Annotated in this window: 14 protein-coding genes; 10 read left to right on the forward strand and 4 right to left on the reverse strand. The window is 60.5% G+C overall.

What is annotated here, in order from left to right; translation table 11 throughout:
- Nucleotides 1-38: 38 nt before the first annotated feature.
- Nucleotides 39-1,358 (reverse strand): sensor histidine kinase, encoded by a 1,320-nt coding sequence (locus F6X24_RS16670; RefSeq protein WP_151089081.1) that lies wholly within the window; start codon nucleotides 1,356-1,358, stop codon nucleotides 39-41.
- Between the two features lie 99 nt (nucleotides 1,359-1,457).
- A complete protein-coding gene (locus F6X24_RS16675) occupies nucleotides 1,458-2,135 on the reverse strand; it encodes a response regulator transcription factor (protein WP_151089082.1) in 678 nt (225 codons plus the stop codon).
- Between the two features lie 877 nt (nucleotides 2,136-3,012).
- On the opposite strand from F6X24_RS16675, the gene F6X24_RS16680 reads away from it, so the two are divergent.
- The 4 genes from F6X24_RS16680 to F6X24_RS16695 all read left to right on the forward strand — a co-directional run bounded on the left by F6X24_RS16680 (nucleotide 3,013) and on the right by F6X24_RS16695 (nucleotide 7,242).
- A complete protein-coding gene (locus F6X24_RS16680) occupies nucleotides 3,013-3,993 on the forward strand; it encodes an aspartate carbamoyltransferase catalytic subunit (protein WP_151089083.1) in 981 nt (326 codons plus the stop codon).
- A 77-nt stretch (nucleotides 3,994-4,070) separates the two neighbouring features.
- Complete coding sequence (locus F6X24_RS16685) at nucleotides 4,071-5,357, forward strand: dihydroorotase (protein WP_151089084.1); 1,287 nt, start codon at nucleotides 4,071-4,073, stop codon at nucleotides 5,355-5,357.
- 125 nt (nucleotides 5,358-5,482) lie between these two features.
- Nucleotides 5,483-5,995, forward strand: a complete 513-nt coding sequence (purE, locus tag F6X24_RS16690; protein ID WP_151089085.1) for a 5-(carboxyamino)imidazole ribonucleotide mutase — start codon at nucleotides 5,483-5,485, stop codon at nucleotides 5,993-5,995.
- Entirely contained in the window at nucleotides 5,992-7,242 is a 1,251-nt protein-coding gene (locus F6X24_RS16695; protein WP_229725186.1) for a 5-(carboxyamino)imidazole ribonucleotide synthase, read from the forward strand. Before purE ends, F6X24_RS16695 begins: the two co-directional genes overlap by 4 nt.
- A 250-nt stretch (nucleotides 7,243-7,492) precedes the next feature.
- Here F6X24_RS16695 and F6X24_RS16700 read toward each other — a convergent pair whose 3' ends face one another.
- Nucleotides 7,493-8,314 carry a phosphatase PAP2 family protein gene (locus F6X24_RS16700; protein WP_191906365.1) on the reverse strand — a complete coding sequence of 274 codons (822 nt, stop codon included), beginning with the start codon at nucleotides 8,312-8,314 and terminating at the stop codon, nucleotides 7,493-7,495.
- A gap of 341 nt (nucleotides 8,315-8,655) precedes the next feature.
- Between F6X24_RS16700 and F6X24_RS16705 the strand changes: the two genes are divergently transcribed.
- The 6 genes from F6X24_RS16705 to F6X24_RS16730 all read left to right on the forward strand — a co-directional run bounded on the left by F6X24_RS16705 (nucleotide 8,656) and on the right by F6X24_RS16730 (nucleotide 16,702).
- On the forward strand, nucleotides 8,656-10,347 hold the full coding sequence (locus tag F6X24_RS16705; protein WP_151089087.1) for a glycoside hydrolase family 28 protein: 1,692 nt from the start codon (nucleotides 8,656-8,658) through the stop codon (nucleotides 10,345-10,347).
- A gap of 66 nt (nucleotides 10,348-10,413) precedes the next feature.
- On the forward strand, nucleotides 10,414-12,327 hold the full coding sequence (locus F6X24_RS16710) for a glycoside hydrolase family 88 protein (protein WP_394349934.1): 1,914 nt from the start codon (nucleotides 10,414-10,416) through the stop codon (nucleotides 12,325-12,327).
- A 204-nt stretch (nucleotides 12,328-12,531) separates the two neighbouring features.
- Nucleotides 12,532-13,380, forward strand: coding sequence for a fumarylacetoacetate hydrolase family protein (locus tag F6X24_RS16715; RefSeq protein WP_151089088.1), 849 nt, complete (start codon nucleotides 12,532-12,534; stop codon nucleotides 13,378-13,380).
- A 139-nt stretch (nucleotides 13,381-13,519) separates the two neighbouring features.
- On the forward strand, nucleotides 13,520-14,485 hold the full coding sequence (locus tag F6X24_RS16720) for a pectinesterase family protein (protein ID WP_151089089.1): 966 nt from the start codon (nucleotides 13,520-13,522) through the stop codon (nucleotides 14,483-14,485).
- A gap of 108 nt (nucleotides 14,486-14,593) precedes the next feature.
- Entirely contained in the window at nucleotides 14,594-15,559 is a 966-nt protein-coding gene (locus tag F6X24_RS16725) for a pectinesterase family protein (protein WP_191906366.1), read from the forward strand.
- A 129-nt stretch (nucleotides 15,560-15,688) separates the two neighbouring features.
- Nucleotides 15,689-16,702 carry a pectinesterase family protein gene (locus F6X24_RS16730; protein ID WP_151089091.1) on the forward strand — a complete coding sequence of 338 codons (1,014 nt, stop codon included), beginning with the start codon at nucleotides 15,689-15,691 and terminating at the stop codon, nucleotides 16,700-16,702.
- 106 nt (nucleotides 16,703-16,808) lie between these two features.
- Here F6X24_RS16730 and F6X24_RS16735 read toward each other — a convergent pair whose 3' ends face one another.
- Nucleotides 16,809-17,822, reverse strand: coding sequence for a T9SS type A sorting domain-containing protein (locus F6X24_RS16735; protein ID WP_151089092.1), 1,014 nt, complete (start codon nucleotides 17,820-17,822; stop codon nucleotides 16,809-16,811).
- Nucleotides 17,823-17,943: the final 121 nt, after the last annotated feature.

Consider the following 17,943-nt stretch of genomic DNA (forward strand, 5'->3'; position numbering starts at 1 on the left):
ATTCTATCAGCCCGGCCAAAAGCCGGTCGAATACTACCTTACAGGCCCGCCGGCCGGGCAACGGCCGCGCGGGTCAGCGGGCTCGCGGGGGTCCGCGCGGGGCCGAAGGCGACGCGCAGCGTGTGGCGCGCCCCGGCCGGCGCAAACTCGTAGGCCAGCCCGAAGCCGTAGTAGGCGCAGATGTGCTGCACGATGCTCAGCCCCAGCCCCGGCGACTCGGAGGCAGCGTTGTGCTTGCGGAAACGCTCGAAAAACCGGGCCGGGTCGCCGCTCACGACCGGACCGGGATTGCTCACCTCCAGCGCATCCGCCGTGAGGCGCACCGCGACGTCGCCGCCGGGCAGGTTGTGGCGAATGGCGTTGTGCAGCAGGTTGTGCAGCAGCGAATCGGCCAGGCCGGGGTGCAGCGGGCGCGGGGGCAGCGCGGCCAGGTGCAGGTGCAGCGCCAGGCCGCGGGCGTCCAGCAGCGGGGCCAGCTGCTCGGCTTTCTCGCGGATGAGGGCCGCCAGGTCGAGCGGCACGGCCTGGGTGTACTGCCCGTTTTCGATGCGGCTGAGCAGGCCCAGCGCCTGGTGCAGGCGCGAGAGCCGGCGCGTCGCCCCGTAGAGGTCGGCCAGCAGCGGGGCGGCGGCGGCATCCTCGGCCAGGGCGGGCAGCTGAAGCAGCTGTTCCAGCTGCGCCTGCATAATGGCCAGCGGCGTCTGGGTTTCGTGGGCGGCGTTGGCCGTAAACTCGCGCAGGCTCTCGTAGTCGGCCACCAGGCGGCGGCTCAGGTGGGTCAGGGCCTGATTCAGCTCGGCAAACTCCTCGATGGCCGGCGCGGGCAGGTCGAGCGCGCGGTGCTGCTGCAAGTCGTAGCCCCGCAGCTGCGCCAGCGTGCGCTGAAAAGGCGCCCACAGCACCTTCGATAAATAGCGGTTAACTACTATTATTCCCAGCAGCAGCAGGCCCATCACGCCCAGCATCGTACTCAGGATAGCGCCCAGCAGCTCATCGGTTTCGACCAGCGACTTGCGCAGCGTCACCCACACCGGCGGCTGGCCCGCCCGCAGTACCCGGAACGTCAGCTGCCGGTGCGGTACCAGCTCGTGCTCGTAGGGGTCGAGCAGCGTCGTATCGGAGTAGCCGGTGGGCCGCGGGCGCGTGTTCAGGCTGTACTGCGCCCGGTACACCGGCTCGGGCAGCGGCCGGCCGCTGGCCACCCGCGCCTCCAGCTCGCGGCGGTGGTTTTCCAGCTGCTCGCTCACCTCGCTGCGCACGGCGTGGTTGACCCCCACGTACAGCACGGCGCTGCCCAGCGCAAACAGCCCCGCGCTAAGCAGCACGTAGTAGCGGTTGGTAGCCGTCAGCAGCTTCATTCTCTAATGGGTAATGAGTAATGGAGTACTAAGGAATTGATAATGAGGTGCTAAAAAACGGCACTACCCATTGCCTGCTGCCCATTACCCATTCAAAAATCACTCCGCGCTTAGCTTGTAGCCCACGCCGTACATGGTACGAATATAATTCTCCGCTCCTTTTTCCTGAAGCTTCTTGCGCAGGTTTTTCAGGTGCGTGTAGATAAAGTCGAACGAATCGGCGGCATCGACTGAATCGCCGCATAGGTGCTCGGCAATAGCTTCCTTGGTAAGCACCCGGCCGGGGTTGGCCAGCAGGTAAAGCAGCAGGTCATACTCCTTGCGCGTGAGCGTCAGGGCTTCACCGTTTACCTGCACCTCGGCCTGCTCGGGCCACACTACCAGGTCGCGAAAAACCAGGTGGTTTTGCCCCTGAAAGCGCCGCCGCCGGATAATGGCCCGCAGGCGGGCATTGAGCTCGGAAAGGTGAAAAGGCTTGGCCAGGTAATCATCGGCGCCCAGGTCGAGGCCCGCCACGCGGTCGTCGAGGCCGTTGCGGGCTGAAATAACGAGCACGCCGGTAGTTGAGCTCTCGGCCTTAAGGGCCCGCAGCAGGTCGAGGCCATTGCCGTCGGGCAGGGTCAGGTCGAGCAGCACGCAGTCGTAGCGATAAAGCTTGACTTTCTCATACGCCTGCGCAAAATCGGCCGCTACCTCCACTACGTAGCCTCCCTGTCGCAGCGCCTCTATCAGCGTGGAGCGCAAAGCCGGCTCATCCTCAACTAAAAGTATCTTCATCGATAAGCTGCGTTACTAACAGCTTGGTAAGCTGCGTTACTAATAGCTTACGAAAAAACGAGCCAAATCTGTGGAAAATCAGGAGCGAGGCTCAAATATGAAGCAGGATTACCTATATAATATTTATATAATATAATATTATACCAAATAGAATTGCTTTCTGAAACTTATTATCACCAGGCTCAACCTACGTTGCACGTATAAAGGCCTTATGCAAGAGGATTTGTCCTTGCGAGTAACGCGAAGCGATTGCCCAAACAAGGCGTGCGGTACCGTTCTGGGGCGATTGCCGCGCTGCGCTCACAAGGACAACCGGCTTTTGCCTAAGCCCTTGTGGGCAGCTTGCCGCCGGAGAGTAGCATCCCGCCCCAATTGAGCTGCGGAATAAAAAGCTAAAGTTAAGCTGGATTGTGCTTGCAAAGCAAGCAGTTACGCGAGCCATAATTTTCTTGATGGCGAAAAGAATGACAAAAAGTGCGTCGTTCAACTCGTTAGATTGAAAATAAAATTTGAGGAAAGCAGTGCGAAAAAAATTAACATTGCCAATGAATGGGCGGGCATAACAATGCCGTAATTTTGCATCGTGCTTCAACCGAAAAACTTGTTGATGAAGCGCGGGACCCTCCTCGGCTGGGAACCGCGAATGGACCGGAAGGTCTTCGTCACCATCGGTTTTCCCGATTTTGCCTTTGGCATTTCCGTTCTTTTTTCTGATTGTTGCCCCGCCACCGTTTCGGATTCCGAAACGGTTTTTTTATGTCCGCTGAGTTTGGCAGCCACCGCGCCGCCAGCCAGGCTACCCGCAGGCGGGGTAGCGGCAGATAAGACTTCACATTGTCCGATTTAGCTAGTCAACCTCATTTTCCTCCACTTCGGTATGGCACGTAAAGACCTGCTCGACATTGCCTCCCTCCACCGGGAGGAAATCGAGTTTTTGCTCGACCAATCCACGTCGTTTAAAAAACTCTTCACCCACTCGGTGAAAAAAATCCCCGCCCTTGAGGGCAAGTCCGTGCTCATGCTGTTTTACGAGGCCAGCACCCGGACGCACTCCTCCTTTGAGGTCGCGGCCAAGCGCCTCTCGGCGGAGGTCACGAATTTCGACGTCGCCCACTCTTCCATCACCAAGGGCGAGTCGGTGCGCGAGACGATTGAGACGCTCCAGGCTATGCGCACCGACTATATCGTTGTTCGCCATAGTCATCCCGGCCTGCCCGGCATGATTGCCCGCCAAACCACGGCGTCGGTCATCAATGCCGGTGACGGGGCGCACGAGCACCCGACCCAGGCTCTGCTGGACGCCTTCACCATCCGGGAGAAATTTCCCGACCCCAGGGGCATAAAAGTCCTCATCATCGGCGATATTCTGCACTCCCGCGTGGCGCGCTCTACCAGCACGCTGCTGCAAAAGCTGGGTGTCGAGGTCGCTTACCTCGGGCCGGGCTCGCTGGTGCCCAAGTACGTGCCGGAAAGCATCCGCCGCTTCACCGACTACGAGGCGGCCATGGCCTGGGCGCCCGATGTGGTGTATCTGCTGCGGGTGCAGCTGGAGCGCCAGGACGTGCAGTTTTTCCCCAGCGTCCGCGAATACCACCGCGTCTACGGCATCACCAACACCCGGCTGGCGGAAATCCGTGACCGCGGCCTCTACATCATGCACCCCGGCCCCGTGAACCGGGGGGTTGAGCTGTGCGACGCCGTGATGGACTACGAGCGCTGCCTGATTACCAACCAGGTCGAAAACGGCATCTCCATTCGCATGGCCGTGCTCGACTGGCTCACACCGGGCGGAGAGTTCCCAAAGCAGGAATCGTATGTCGCGCGGCAGCGGACTGGCTCAGCGCTACTTATTCCCTAGGCACCGGCCGTGCTGGCTAACGCTATCTCTTCTTTACATCTTCCATAACCCTGGCGGTTTATACTACTTATCACTTCATGCTTCTCCTACAAAATGCCCGCATCGCCTCCGAAAATTCACCCGTGCTTCTTGAGAGCGATGTCCTGATTGTGGAAGGAAAAATTCAGGATATCGGCAGCAAACTGCCCATTCCCGAGGGCGCCCGCGTCATCGACGCGCGGGGCCGCGTCCTTCTGCCGGGCATGTTTGATGCCCACGTCCATTTCCGCGCCCCCGGGTTTGAGAACAAGGAAACCATTACCACGGGCAGCGAAGCGGCCATCAACGGCGGCATTACCGGCGTGGTAATGATGCCCAATACCCGCCCGGCCCTCGACTCGGCGACTACCGTAGCCACCGTGCTGGAAAATGCGAAGGACCGGTCGCGCATTCCGGTGTACACCTCCGGCTGCGTTACCAAAAACCGCGAGGGCAAGGAGCTGGCCGAAATCGAGGGCATGCGCGGCCTTGGGGTGAAGATGCTCACCGACGACGGCGACACCACCAACGACCCGGCGGTGCTGCTGCGGGCGATGCAGTACGCCACCGAATTTGGGATGTTTTTCGCCAGCCACTGCGAGGTGCCGGAGCTGGCCGGGCCGCGCGCCCTCAACGAAGGCGTGATGAGCTACCGGCTCGGCATCAAGGGCTCGCCGGCGTGCGCGGAGGAAATCATTATCGACCGCGACATCCGCCTGGCCCGGGCGGCGGGCGCGCATGTGCATATCCAGCACGTGTCCAGCAAGCTCGGTATGGAAACCATCCGCTGGTGGAAATCGCGCGGCGATGTGAAGGTGACAGCCGAAGTGGCCCCGCACCACCTGCTCTTTACTGACGAGCACATCGGCGACTACGACACCAACTATAAGATGAACCCACCGCTGCGCACGCAGGCCGATTGCGACGCGCTGCTTGAAGGCCTCATCGCAGGCGTCTTCGACCTTATTGCCACCGACCACGCGCCGCACACGCCGTTCGAAAAAGCCCAGGATTTCATCAGCGCGCCCAACGGCATCACCGGCCTGGATACGGCCCTCGTCTCGCTCCATCACTTCTTCGTGGCGCCCGGCAAATTCGGGTGGGACCTGGTAGTGAAGCGCTACTCGGCCGAGCCCCGGCGCCTGATGAGCCTGCCGGTGCCCAGCATCGCAGTTGGCCAGTCCGCCGACTGCGTTTTGTTCGACACCGAAGCCGAAACAACCTTTACGCGGGAGTTTATGAAATCCAAATCCCAGAACACGCCCTTTATCGACCAGACGCTGAAAGGCCGGGTAGACCTGGTAATTTTAGGTACGGAAATCCTGCTGGAGCGCGAAGAACTATAGCCTGTCCGACACATTAAAAGACGGTTATGCTGAACGGAGTGACGCTTCGTCCAACGACCTGCTAGCGCACTCAGGCGAGATGCTTTGCCGCGCTCTGCATGACGTTCTATAAAAATTACTTACCTATGAGTACTCTTTTCAACTCCGATACTCCCAAGCCGCTGGTCGGCGTGGTCATGGGCTCCAGCAGCGACTGGGACACCATGCAGCATGCCGTGCAGATGCTCACGCATTTTGGCGTGGCCCACGAAGCGCGGGTAGTGTCGGCCCACCGTATGCCCGACGACTTGTTTGCCTACGCCGAACAAGCTGGCCCGCGCGGCTTGCAGGTCATCATTGCTGGCGCTGGTGGCGCTGCCCACCTGCCGGGCATGCTGGCCGCCAAAACCACGCTGCCCGTGCTGGGGGTGCCGGTGGCCAGTCGCCATTTGCAAGGGGTAGACTCGCTGCACAGCATCGTGCAAATGCCCAAAGGAATTCCCGTAGCCACGTTTGCTATCGGCAATGCCGGGGCGGCCAATGCCGCGCTGTTCGCGGTGAGCCTGCTGGCCCTGCACGACGCAGCCCTCGCCACCAAGCTGCTGGCTTTTCGCATCGAACAAACCGAAGCCGCCCGCGCCATGACGCTGCCGATATGAACCCCGATATTCACAAGGACGCCATGACCCCGATTTACCCCGGCAGTACAGACGCCGCTGGCCAGCGAGCCACCCTGGGGGTGCTGGGGGGCGGCCAGCTGGGCCGCATGTTTGTGCATGCCGCCCAGCGGCTGGGTTACTTCACCGCCGTACTGGAGCCCGACGCGCAAAGTCCGGCCGGGCTGGTGAGCCACCAGCACATCCAGACCGCCTACGACGACCCGGCTGGTCTGGCTCGGCTGGCTCACCTGTGCCAGGCCATCACCACTGAGTTTGAAAACGTGCCCGCCCAAGCCCTGCAAACACTGGCGCAGACCCGGCCCGTGGCGCCTGGGGCAGCCGCAGTAGGAATTGCCCAGGACCGCATCGCGGAAAAAGCCCACTTTGCCGCCTGCGCCGACGTGTCGGGAGTGAGCTGCGCGCCCTACGTAGTGATTGAAACGCCGGCCCAGTTGCAGGCCGTCCAGGCCGAGCGGGCCGATTTGCTGCCGGGCATCCTGAAAACCGCCCGCATGGGCTACGACGGTAAGGGCCAGGTCCGCGTCAGGACCGCCGCTGAGCTGGCCACTGCCTGGGCCGAACTGGGCGGCACCGCTTGCGTGCTGGAAAAGATGCTGACGCTAACCGCCGAGTGTTCGGTGCTGGTGGCACGCGGTTGGAACGGGCAGGTCGTTAGCTTCGCCCCGCAGCGCAACGTGCACGTCGAGGGCATTTTGGCCGTGACCCACGCCTACGAGGGCAATATGCCGCCAGCCCTGGCAACCAGTGCCCGTGACGCCGCCGTTGCCATAGCGCAGCAGCTTGGCTATGTTGGGGTGCTGTGCGTCGAGTTTTTTGTGGTGGACGACGGCAGTGAGCACGGCGGCCTGGTGGTCAACGAGATGGCTCCGCGCCCGCACAACAGCGGCCACTACACCCTGGACGCCTGTGACGCGTCGCAGTTTGACCTGCAGGTGCATGCTATGGCGGGCTTGCCCTTGCCGCAGCCGCGCCAGCATTCCCCGGCCATCATGCTCAACCTGCTCGGCGACGTGTGGTTTGACGCCAGCGGGCAACCGCGTGAGCCGGACTGGCACAGCGTACTGAGCCTGCCGGGCCTGCACCTGCACCTGTACGGCAAGGCGCAGGCGCGACCAGGCCGCAAGATGGGCCACCTGACCATCACCGGCCCGGATGTGGCCGGTATTAAAACCGTGGCGCGGCGCGCTGCTGGCTTGCTCGGCTTGCCGGGGCTAAACGACATCTAGAGGTCGTTGTCTGTCTGCTTTTGACCAATCGCGTACCCGCTGCTCCCTGGTCTGCTGCCAGCCATAGGGGGCACAGACGCAATACTTTGCGTCTGGCTTTAAGATACCTTGCTTACACCAGACGCTCAACAACTATATATGAACCAGGCAACCGTTCTAATTCAGACGATTTGCCTCATTTAGCAAAAAAAGGTTAGCCGGACTACAGTATCCGGCTGACCTTTTCTAGTAAGCTATTTCCCGGCGCTGGCTACTTGGGCCGCCAGGTAAAGCACAGGCCCGGCGTATTGCCGTAGTAGGTGGGCATAATGCCGATATCGCGGCCGATGGATTTGCGGCCCCAGCGGTTGCGGTGCGTGAGGTATGCCAGGTGAGCCGACAAGATGCCGAAACCCGCGCCGGCTACCACGTCGCTTTGCCAGTGCTTGTTTACAATCATGCGCAGGCCGGCCACGCTGGTGGCCACGGCGTAGGCCCCCACGCCGTACCACTGGCTTTTATCGCGAAACTCGGTGTGCACAATGCTGGCCGCCAGAAACGCCTGGGCCGTGTGCCCCGAGGGAAACGAGAGATTGTCGGAGCCGTCGGGCCGCTCCTCGTGGCTTACTTTCTTCACCAGGAACGTACTACCCAGCATAATGGCTTCGCCCTTGGCAATAATGAGCAGGGTATTGACGCGGTCATTGCGCGACTCTACCCCAAACAGCTCAACGGCGCCCAGCTCCAGATACGGCACGAAGATGAGCGCATCGGCGATGCGGGTGGTAGAGCTGGCAAACAGGCGGTGAATATCGCGCTGGGCGTCCTGGTTGGTATAAAAGCCGCCCCCATTAAACGTATAAGCCCCGTAGCCGATGAGCACCGCCGGAATAGCTACCGCTTTAAAAACCTTGCTTTTCAGAAAAGGCTTTTTAAGGCCGGTAGGCGCACCCTGCGGGTTTTCGTACTTATGGGTAGTATCGGCCGGGGCCGTAGCGGCCGGCCTGAGGGGCACCTGCGCCAGCACGGGCGTAGCACTGCTCAGCAGCAGGCCAAGCAGAAGGGTACGGGGTGAAGAGAAAAGGGAACGCATAGGATAAGATAAAATACTGAATTGCGCTCTACGCAAACAAGGCCGCTTTCGCTGCTTTGAGCTAATTCTGATGATATTCTGCCCGGCTTTGCGGAGCATTGCCTACAGCCGCCTGGGCCGGCTCTTTGGCTGAAGTGATAACCTCCGACCCGGAAATGCGGGGGCGGTAACGTTGCCGGGAACGATAGCGCAAATAAATCATCGTCCTTGCTTGCAGATGCCGGCAAATGGCCCTAGTATTCCGCTGCCAAAGCCCGTTTTACATAAGGTTTTCACTATATTAATCGCTTTATTGCCTGGTTGCGGCCACCGGGCTGCACTTTTCTCCCACCCGCTTTTCTATGATTCGCTTTTCGCTGCTTCCCGGCGCCTTGCTGGCGCTGGCCACCTGGCACACCACCCCTACCCTGGCCCAGGCTAACCGCGGAGCCGTAGCGCAGCCGGCCCCGCCCACTCTGCCCGCCGTGCGGCAGGTGAAGTTCAAGGCCGACACGTTCAATATTCAGAAATACGGGGCCGTGGCCGATGGCCAGACGCTTAATACGCAGGCGTTTCAGCAAGCTATTGTGGCCTGCGCCCAAAGTGGCGGCGGCACAGTGCTGGTGCCGGCGGGCCTGTGGCTCACGGGCCCCATCGTGCTCCAGAACAACGTAAACCTGCACCTGTCCACCGGCGCACTCGTGCAGTTCACCACCGACCACCAGCAGTATCCGCTCATCAAAACCACCTGGGAGGGCGAGGAAGCCATTCGCAGCCAGGCCCCGATTTCGGGTACGGGCCTGAAAAATATCGCTATCACCGGCAACGGCACGTTTGACGGGGCCGGCGACAGCTGGCGGCCGGTAAAGAAAAGTAAGCTCAACGAGGGCGAGTGGAAAAAGCTACTGGCCACCGGCGGCGTGCTCAACGACAAAAAGGACTCGTGGTATCCGTCGGCCAGCTCGCTCAAGGGCAATATGCTGGCCGCTGCCAACACCCCCCGGAAAAGCCTCAACCCCAAGGATTTCGATGATATTCGCGATTTTCTGCGGCCCAATATGCTGAGCCTTACCGATTGCCAGCAGATTTTGCTCGAAGGCTTCACCATTCAGAACTCGCCGGCTTGGACGATTCACCCCTTGCTGTGCCAGGACCTGACCGTGCGCCGCGTAACGGCCCGCAACCCCTGGTATGGCCAGAACACCGACGCCATCGACGTGGAATCGTGCCGCAACGGCGTGCTCGATGACTGCGTGTTCAGCGTGGGCGACGATGGGCTGTGCATTAAATCGGGCCGCGACGCCGAGGGCCGTAAGCGCGGCGTGCCTACCGAAAACTTTCTTATTCAGAACTGCAAAGTGTACAGCGCCCACGGCGGCTTCGTGATTGGCTCCGAAATGTCGGGCGGCGTGCGCAACATGATAGTGCGCAACTGCACCTTCCAGGGCACCGACGTAGGGCTGCGCTTCAAAACGGCGCGGGGCCGCGGCGGCATGGTCGAAAACATCTGGGTTGATGGCATTACCATGACCGATATTGCCGGGCAGGCCATTCTATTCGATATGTACTATATGGCCAAGGACCCGGTGCCGCAGACCGGCGAGTCGGTGGCGCCGCCCGTCATCGCGTCCCAGCCCCTGAACGAGGGCACGCCGCAGTTCCAGCACTTCTACATCAAAAACGTAACCTGCAAAGGGGCCGAAACCGCGATTCTGGTACGCGGCCTGCCCGAGATGGCCATTAAGGATATTAACCTCGAAAACATTGTGATTGAGGCTACTAAAGGGCTGGTTTGCCAGGAAGCCGAAAACATCCGCCTCAAAAACGTGACGCTGCTCACGGCCAATACCCAGCCGGTAATGGAAGTGCAGAACAGCAAGAACATCAGCCTCGACGGCATTAAGTACCCCAGCGGGGCCAACCTGCTGCTGCGCGTGAGCGGCGACCGCAGCCAGGACATTCGCCTCACCAACACCAACACCAAGCTCGCCAAAAAAGACCTGGAGCTGGGCGATAAGGTAGGTAAAAAGGTGGTGCAGGTGGCGGCGAAGTAAGCTTTGTTTTGCCAACGGGGCGCCTCATCCCCCGGCCCCCATTGTTACGAAACCCAAAATTCCCTCATGACCTCTTCCGCTCGTCTTCTCCTTAGTGCTGCGCTGGCCCTGCCGCTGCTGGCTCCGGCCCAGAATGCCCCGGCCGCCATGTCGCAGCGCATGGCCGATGCCTTCATTGCCCAGCACCCCGACTCTATCGTTATCGGCAACCGCAAAACCGCGCGCTGGGACTACGAGCAGGGCCTCATGCTGCGGGCGCTGGAGCGCGTGTGGGAGCGCACCGGCGACGCCCGGTATTTTACCTATATTCAAAAAGACCTCGACCAGTTTGTGCAGAAGGATGGCAGCATCCGCACGTATAAGGCCGATGAATACCAGCTCGATAACCTTGCCACCGGCCCGGCGCTGCTGCTGCTGAGCCAGCTGTCGGTGCCCGGCAATGAGAAGTACCGGCTGGCGGCCGCCACCCTGCGCAAGCAGCTGGCCAGCCAGCCGCGCACCAAGGAAGGGGGTTTCTGGCACAAAAAAACCTATCCCAACCAGATGTGGCTCGATGGCCTGTACATGGCTGAGCCGTTCTACGCCGAGTACAGCGCACTAACCGGCGATGCGGCCGGCCTCGACGACGTAGCCAAGCAGTTTGCGCTCATCGAAAAGCACCTTGTGGACCCCAAAACCGGCCTGCTTTACCACGGCTACGACGAAAGCCGCGAGCAGCAATGGGCCAATAAAGCCACCGGCCAGTCGCCCAATGCCTGGGACCGCGCCATTGGCTGGTATGCCATGGCGCTGGTCGAAACCCTTGACTATCTGCCGGCCGGCAATGCCAACCGTGCAGCCCTCATCAAAGACTTGCAGCGCCTGGCCCCGGTACTGGCCAAGTACCAGGATGCCAAAACCGGTACCTGGAGCCTGGTAATGGGCCACGAAAGTGAGAAAGGCAACTACGCCGAAGCCTCGGGCAGCAGCATGTTTGTGTACGCGCTGGCAAAAGGTGTGCGCCTGGGCTACCTCGATAAAAAATACGCCGCCGTGGCCCGTAAAGGCTACGAAGGCATTCTGAAGACCTTCGTAGCTACCGAAAACGGCGCGCTGGCCCTCAACGGCACAGTGAGCGTGGGCGGCCTGGGCGGCAAGCCCTACCGCGACGGCTCCTTTCAGTACTACCTGAGCGAGCCGCTGCGCAAAAACGATTTGAAGGGCGTAGGGCCGTTCATCCTGGCCAGCACCGAGATGGAGATTGCCCAGGAAAACGCCGTGGGCCAGGGCAAAACCGTGGGCCTCGACTACTACTTCAACCACGAGCTGCGCAAAAATGCCTTCACCGGCCAGCCCGAGCAGTGGCACTACACCTGGGAAGAGCGCACGCACGGCGGCTTCTGGCTGTGGGGCAACGAGCTGCGCGAGCTGGGAGCCAAAACGGTAGCCGTACCCGCCGCGCCCACCGCCGCCAGCCTCAAGGCGCTGAACGTGTACGTAATAGTGGACCCCGACACCAAAAAGGAAACCCCGCAGCCCCACTACATCTCGGCCGCCGACAGCAAGGTCGTGACCGACTGGGTGCGTGCCGGGGGCACGCTGGTGCTACTGGCCAACGACACGGCCAACTGCGAAATCCGGCACTTTAATGAGCTGGCCCGCAACTTCGGCGTGCAGTTTACCGACCAGAGCGTGAACATGGTGCAGGGCAGCCAGTTTGAGCAGGGCCGAGTGGACTTGACGAGCGGCGCGGCCGTTTTTAAGCAGGCTAAAATTGGGTATATTAAGGAGTTGGCAGTACTGGCGCTGCAAGCGCCGGCCCAGCCGCTGGTAACCAACAACGGCAAGGTTATCATGGCCACGGCGCAGCTGGGCAAAGGCCGCGTGTTTGCGCTCGGCGACCCGTGGCTGTACAACGAATACACCGACGGCCGCAAGATTCCGGCTTCGTTCGAGAACTTTCAGGCCGGCAAAGACCTGGGCCGCTGGCTGCTGAAGTAGTGAGCAGGTAGTAGTGAGCAGCGTGCAGTTGATAGTGAACAGTGAATATAATGACTCGTGATAACATCCTACGGAGCAGCAGCGGGCAGCTCGTGAGCGGTAGTAGCTCACCAGTTGGGTGAGCAAGGCAGTTGACCTTCGCTTGGTCTGACGTTCTTTTGCCAGCTGTTCACTGCTCACTACTACCTGCTCACTGCCTTTCTTATGCTTCTTATCCGCCACGGCCAGCCTGGGCACGAAAAACCTGGCATCGTTCTCGACGGCCAGCACTACGACGTTAGCGACTTCGCCGAAGACTACGATGAGCGCTTCTTTGCTACCGATGGCTTGCGCCGCCTGGCCGCTTTCGTGGATGTGCAGCGTGAGCTGCTGCTGCCCGTACCGGCAACCCAGCGGCTGGGCCCGCCGGTAGCGCGGCCATCCAAGATTGTGTGCGCCGGCCTCAACTACACCGACCACGCCCAGGAAATGGGCCTGCCGCTGCCGACCGAGCCCGTTATCTTTCTAAAAGCCCCTTCGGCGCTGACCGGCCCCAACGATGCGATAATTTTGCCCAAAAACTCGGTTAAGACCGACTGGGAAGTTGAGCTGGCAGTCGTTATCCGCAAGCGGGCGGCCTACGTAGATGAGGCCGATGCGCTAAACTACGTGGCGGGCTACGCGCTGCTCAACGATGTATCGGAGCGCGCCTATCAGCTGGAGCGCGGCGGCACCTGGGACAAAGGCAAGGGCTGCGACACCTTCGCGCCGCTGGGCCCCTGGCTGGTTACACCCGATGAGCTGGCCGACCCCGCCAACCTGCGCCTCTGGCTGAAGGTAAACGGCGAAACCTACCAGAGCGGCAGCACAGCCAACCTCATCTTTGGGGTGCCCTACCTCATCAGCTACATCAGCCAGTTTATGACGCTGCTGCCCGGCGATATTGTTTCGACGGGCACGCCCGCCGGCGTGGGTAGCGGTCGCAAGCCGCCCCGCTTTCTGGCCCCTGGTGATGTAGTCGAGCTGGGGATTACGGGCTTGGGCGTGGCCCGCCAGACCGTTCGCTCTTTTTGACTTGTCGGCTCCCACGTCGGTTTTATCTTGCGTGGCCTATCCTTTATACTGACTGCTATGATTACACCTATCGCACTGCCTCAGCGCCCGGCGCTACCCCTCGTCCAGCATTCCATTTCCCACCTATTTTCTTTTTCCCATGAGGTTACTCATACTTCTGTGGCTGTTCGCAGCCAGCTCGGCTACGGCCCTGGCCCAATCGCGGCAGGTGGTGGTATCGGCTGATGGCACCGGTAACTACCGCACTATTCAGGCCGCCCTCGATGCCGTTCCCAAGGGCAACCATACGCCCTTTACCATTTTTGTGCGGCGCGGCACTTACCATGAAAAGCTGACGCTCAACAAGAAGCAAGACTTTGTGAAACTGCTCGGCGAGGGCTCGGACCCTGCCGCCGTTGTGCTCACATTTGACGACTTTAAGGGCCGCCTCGTCAACGGCGACACGCTCAGCACTTCCAATTCGGCCACGCTGCGCGTGTACGCTACTGATTTTGCGGCCGAGAACCTGACTATTCAAAATACGGCCGGCGCAAGCTCGCAGGCGGTAGCGGCCTGGGTTTATGGCGACCGGGCGCAGTTTAAGAACTGCCGCTTCCTGGGTTTCCGCGATACGCTGTACCCGTATGGCTACGGCAGCCGGCAATTATACAAAAATTGCTATATTGAGGGCAGCACCGATGCTATCCTGGGTTCGGCCACGGCCTTGTTTGAAGACTGCACCGTGTTCTGCAAGCCCGGCGGCATTTGCCTGATGGCGCCCTCTACCCCCGATACCGTGCGTTATGGGTTTGTGTTGCAGCGCTGCCATATTACGGGCGATGCGGCGGCCAGCGCCTATTTCCTGGCTCGCCCCTGGAAGCCTTTTGCCAAAACCGTGCTGCTCAACTGCGTGCTCGATGCGGTGGTGAACCCCCGCGGCTGGGACCATTGGGGCAAGGAAAGCAACAAGCAGGATACTTTTTTTGCCGAGTTTAAGTCAACCGGCCCCGGGGCTACGCCCAAGCTGCGGGCGCCCTGGGGCCGCCAGCTCACCCCCGAACAGGCCAGCTTCTACACCCGCGAGCGGGTGCTGCGCGGCTGGCAGCCCGAGCAGGCCGTTAATTAGCCATGCCAGCAGGTGCCCAAGTCAGCTGGGTAACAGCTTTCTTTTTATAGTATACCCCCGGCCCGGCGGCTGTTTCAGCTCTGCTGCGCTTAGCCATTTTTGCGTTTTATGCTCTCTTTCCGCCCTTTGCTGACGTGTGGCCTGCTGGCCAGCGCTACCTGCCTGCACGCCCAAAGCCGCCGCCTGGTGGTAGCGGCCGATGGCAGCGGCGATTACCGGACCGTACAGGCCGCCTTCGACGCCGTACCCGATGCCAACCCAACGTGGCTTACCATCGTGGTAAAGCCGGGCACCTATAAGGAAAAGCTGACCCTTGCCAAGGGCAAAAACCACGTGCGTCTGGTGGGCGAAGACGCCGCCCGTACCATCCTTACCTTCGACGACTACAACCAGCGCATCGACCCGGCCACTGGCAAAAATATCGGCACGTCGGGCTCCGGCAGCATTCACCTCTACGGCGACGACTTTTCGGCCGAGAATATTACGTTTGAAAACTCGGCTGGTCCGGTGGGCCAGGCCGTGGCGGTGTGGGTGAGCGGCGACCGCAGCAGCTTCCGCCACTGCCGCTTTCTGGGCTTTCAGGACACGCTTTATACCTATGGCTACGGCAGCCGGCAGTTGTATGAGGACTGCTACATTGAAGGCACCGTCGATTTTATCTTCGGCTCCAGCACAGCCTGGTTTGAGAATTGCCAGCTGGTAGGCAAAAAAGGCGGCTTCTTTACCGCCGCTTCCACCCCCGATACCACCCGCTACGGTTACGTATTTCATCATTGCCAGCTTACCGGCGATGCCCCGGCCGGCTCCTATGCGCTGGGCCGGCCCTGGCGGCCCTATGCCAAAACCGTGTACCTGGAGTGCAGCATGAGCGCCATCGTGCGCCCCGGCGGCTGGGACGAATGGGGCAAAGACAGCAACAAGCAAACTGCTTACTACGCCGAGTACAAATCCACCGGCCCGGGTGCCAACCCCAGCGCCCGCGTGCCGTGGTCGCACCAGCTCACCAAAGATGAGGCCAAAGCCTACACGCGCACCGCCGTGCTGCGTGGCTGGGAACCCAAGTGGCCTAAGTAACTCACCAGCTAGAGTGTAGCCAGCTTTTGGCAAGAACCACTACCCGGCGCCAGCGGTGACCAACCTGATAGCAGTTGCAACTTACGGAGGTTTATTTTTTACCTGATTGCTCGTTTTACGCCCTTACTCATGCTCCGTCGCCTGCTTTGGGCCGGCTGCCTGCTGCCGCTGACGCCAGCCTTTGCCCAGTCTACTACGCCTGCCGCCAGTAGCCTGGGGATGCCGCCCGCGCGCCCGGCGCCACCACCCCAGGTGCTGCTCATGCGCGTAGCGCAGGATGGCAGCGGCGACTACCGTACCATTCAGGAGGCGGTTAATGCCGTGCGTGACTTATCGCAGGTAATGGTTACTATTCAGCTTAAGCCCGGTATATACCGGGAAAAGCTGCTGATTCCCTCCCACAAGACGCACATACGGCTGGTGGGCGAAAGCGCTGTTGGTACTATTATTACCGGAGCCGACCATACCGGCGATGCGGCCGGCCACAATACCTACTCGTCGCAGACGGTGCTGGTGCAGGCCAACGACTTCACCGCCGAGAACATTACGTTTGAGAACGCGGCCGGCCCCGTGGGCCAGGCAGTGGCTTTGCACGTCGATGGTGACCGCGCCATTTTCCGCCACTGCCGCATGCTGGGCAACCAGGACACGCTTTTCCCGGCGGTGGAAAACAGCCGCCAATATTATCAGGATTGCTATATCGAGGGTACTACCGATTTTATTTTTGGCTCCGCTACCGCCGTGTTTGACCATTGCGAGATTCGCAGCAAGCGCAACTCCTACATCGCGGCGGCCGCCACCACCGAGCGGCAGGCCTACGGCTTTGTGTTTATGGACTGCCGTCTCACCGCCGATACGGCCGCGCATAAAGTGTTTCTGGGCCGGCCCTGGCGGCCCCACTCGCGCACCGTGTACCTGCGCTGCGAGCTGGGCGCGCACATTCTGCCCGGCGGCTGGGATAACTGGCGCGACCCGGCCAACGAGCAGACGGCCTACTACGCCGAGTACCAGTCTACCGGCCCCGGCGCCAATCCTGGCGCCCGCGTTAAGTGGGCCCATCAGCTCACGGCCAAGGAAGCCAAAACATATTCATTAAGCAATATATTTAACGCTCCTTCCCCCTGGCTCCCTGCCGGGCACTAGCACCAGGCCTTATTTCATAGCTGCTATTCATACAAAAAGCGTCCCCGGCTAGTAGCCGGGGACGCTTTTTGCTGCTTACGCTCCTGAGCGTAAGTGGACTAAGGAGTTAGTCTTTCACGATGCGGGCCGTGCTGCGCTGGCCGCCATCGGCGTACTCAACCAGGTAGAGACCTTTGGCGAGTGCGTCGAGGTTAACTGTAGTTTCGAGCGAGCCGGGCTGCACTGCCTGGCTGAAGATGCGGGCACCCGTAGTATTATACACCAGCACCTGCGCATCGCGGCTGGCCGCCGTGTGCGGAACCGTCAGCTGGCTCTGGGCAGGGTTAGGGTACACGCCGAGGTTGGTGTTGGCTACGGCACGGGTAGCAAGGGCCACCTGGGTGCTTTTCAGCATAACATTGCGTAGCGTGGCATAGCGGCTGGTAGCGCCGCTGCTCGAGCAGCTGAAATAGATGCGCACGGTGAGGGTTTGCCCCGCCGCAATGGTAACACCGGTAGTGCCATTGAGCGCAATGCGATAAGTATTGGTTTTATTAGGCAGAGTAGTAATCTGAGCCAGGGTAATAGGAGTGGCAAATCCGCCCGTAGTAGCGACAAAAGCCCCGGGGCCCTTGTTACCCGTCACATCAGCCGAATCGCTGGCAAAACCGCTTTTCGAGTATACTACGCCCATCGTTGTACTGCTGGAAGTGCTGATAAAGCCTGAAGTAACAATGAGGGAATCGGCCCGCAGCCCTGCGCCGCCGGCAGGGGCGGTTACGCTAAACTGGGCTGAAAAAGGACGCTTGAGGGCGCCACCCGGGCCGCCGGCCGACGTGCCCCAGCCCCCACCAGCCGCCAACGGAGCAAAGGCTTCGCCGAAAGCCGAAGAGTAAGGCTTGATAGTGGTGGCGGTGGTTGCGCCCGATAACGTTACTGTGTTGGCACCATCGGCTACCACGAAGTGGCGAAGCGTGTGCGCATTGACGGTAGTATTAGCCGAGCGCAAAGCAGCGCTGTCGGCGCTGTTAACGGTAAGGGGCCAGTACGCGAATACGGGCGTTTGAGCCGCGGCGGTGCTGATAGTACCGGCCGCCAGGCTGCCAGTAAGCAATAGGGCAGAAAGTAATTGCTTTTTCATTAATGAAAAATTAGTGAGGGTGAATAAATTAAAGGTACTGCAAGGCAGCCACCAATACGAATAATGCCTGCAATTTGCTACCAGGATGCGCTTACCTACTACCGAAAAGGGATTTTTTTTT

The sequence above is a fragment of the Hymenobacter baengnokdamensis genome, from assembly GCF_008728635.1.
GTDB classification, from domain to species: domain Bacteria; phylum Bacteroidota; class Bacteroidia; order Cytophagales; family Hymenobacteraceae; genus Hymenobacter; species Hymenobacter baengnokdamensis.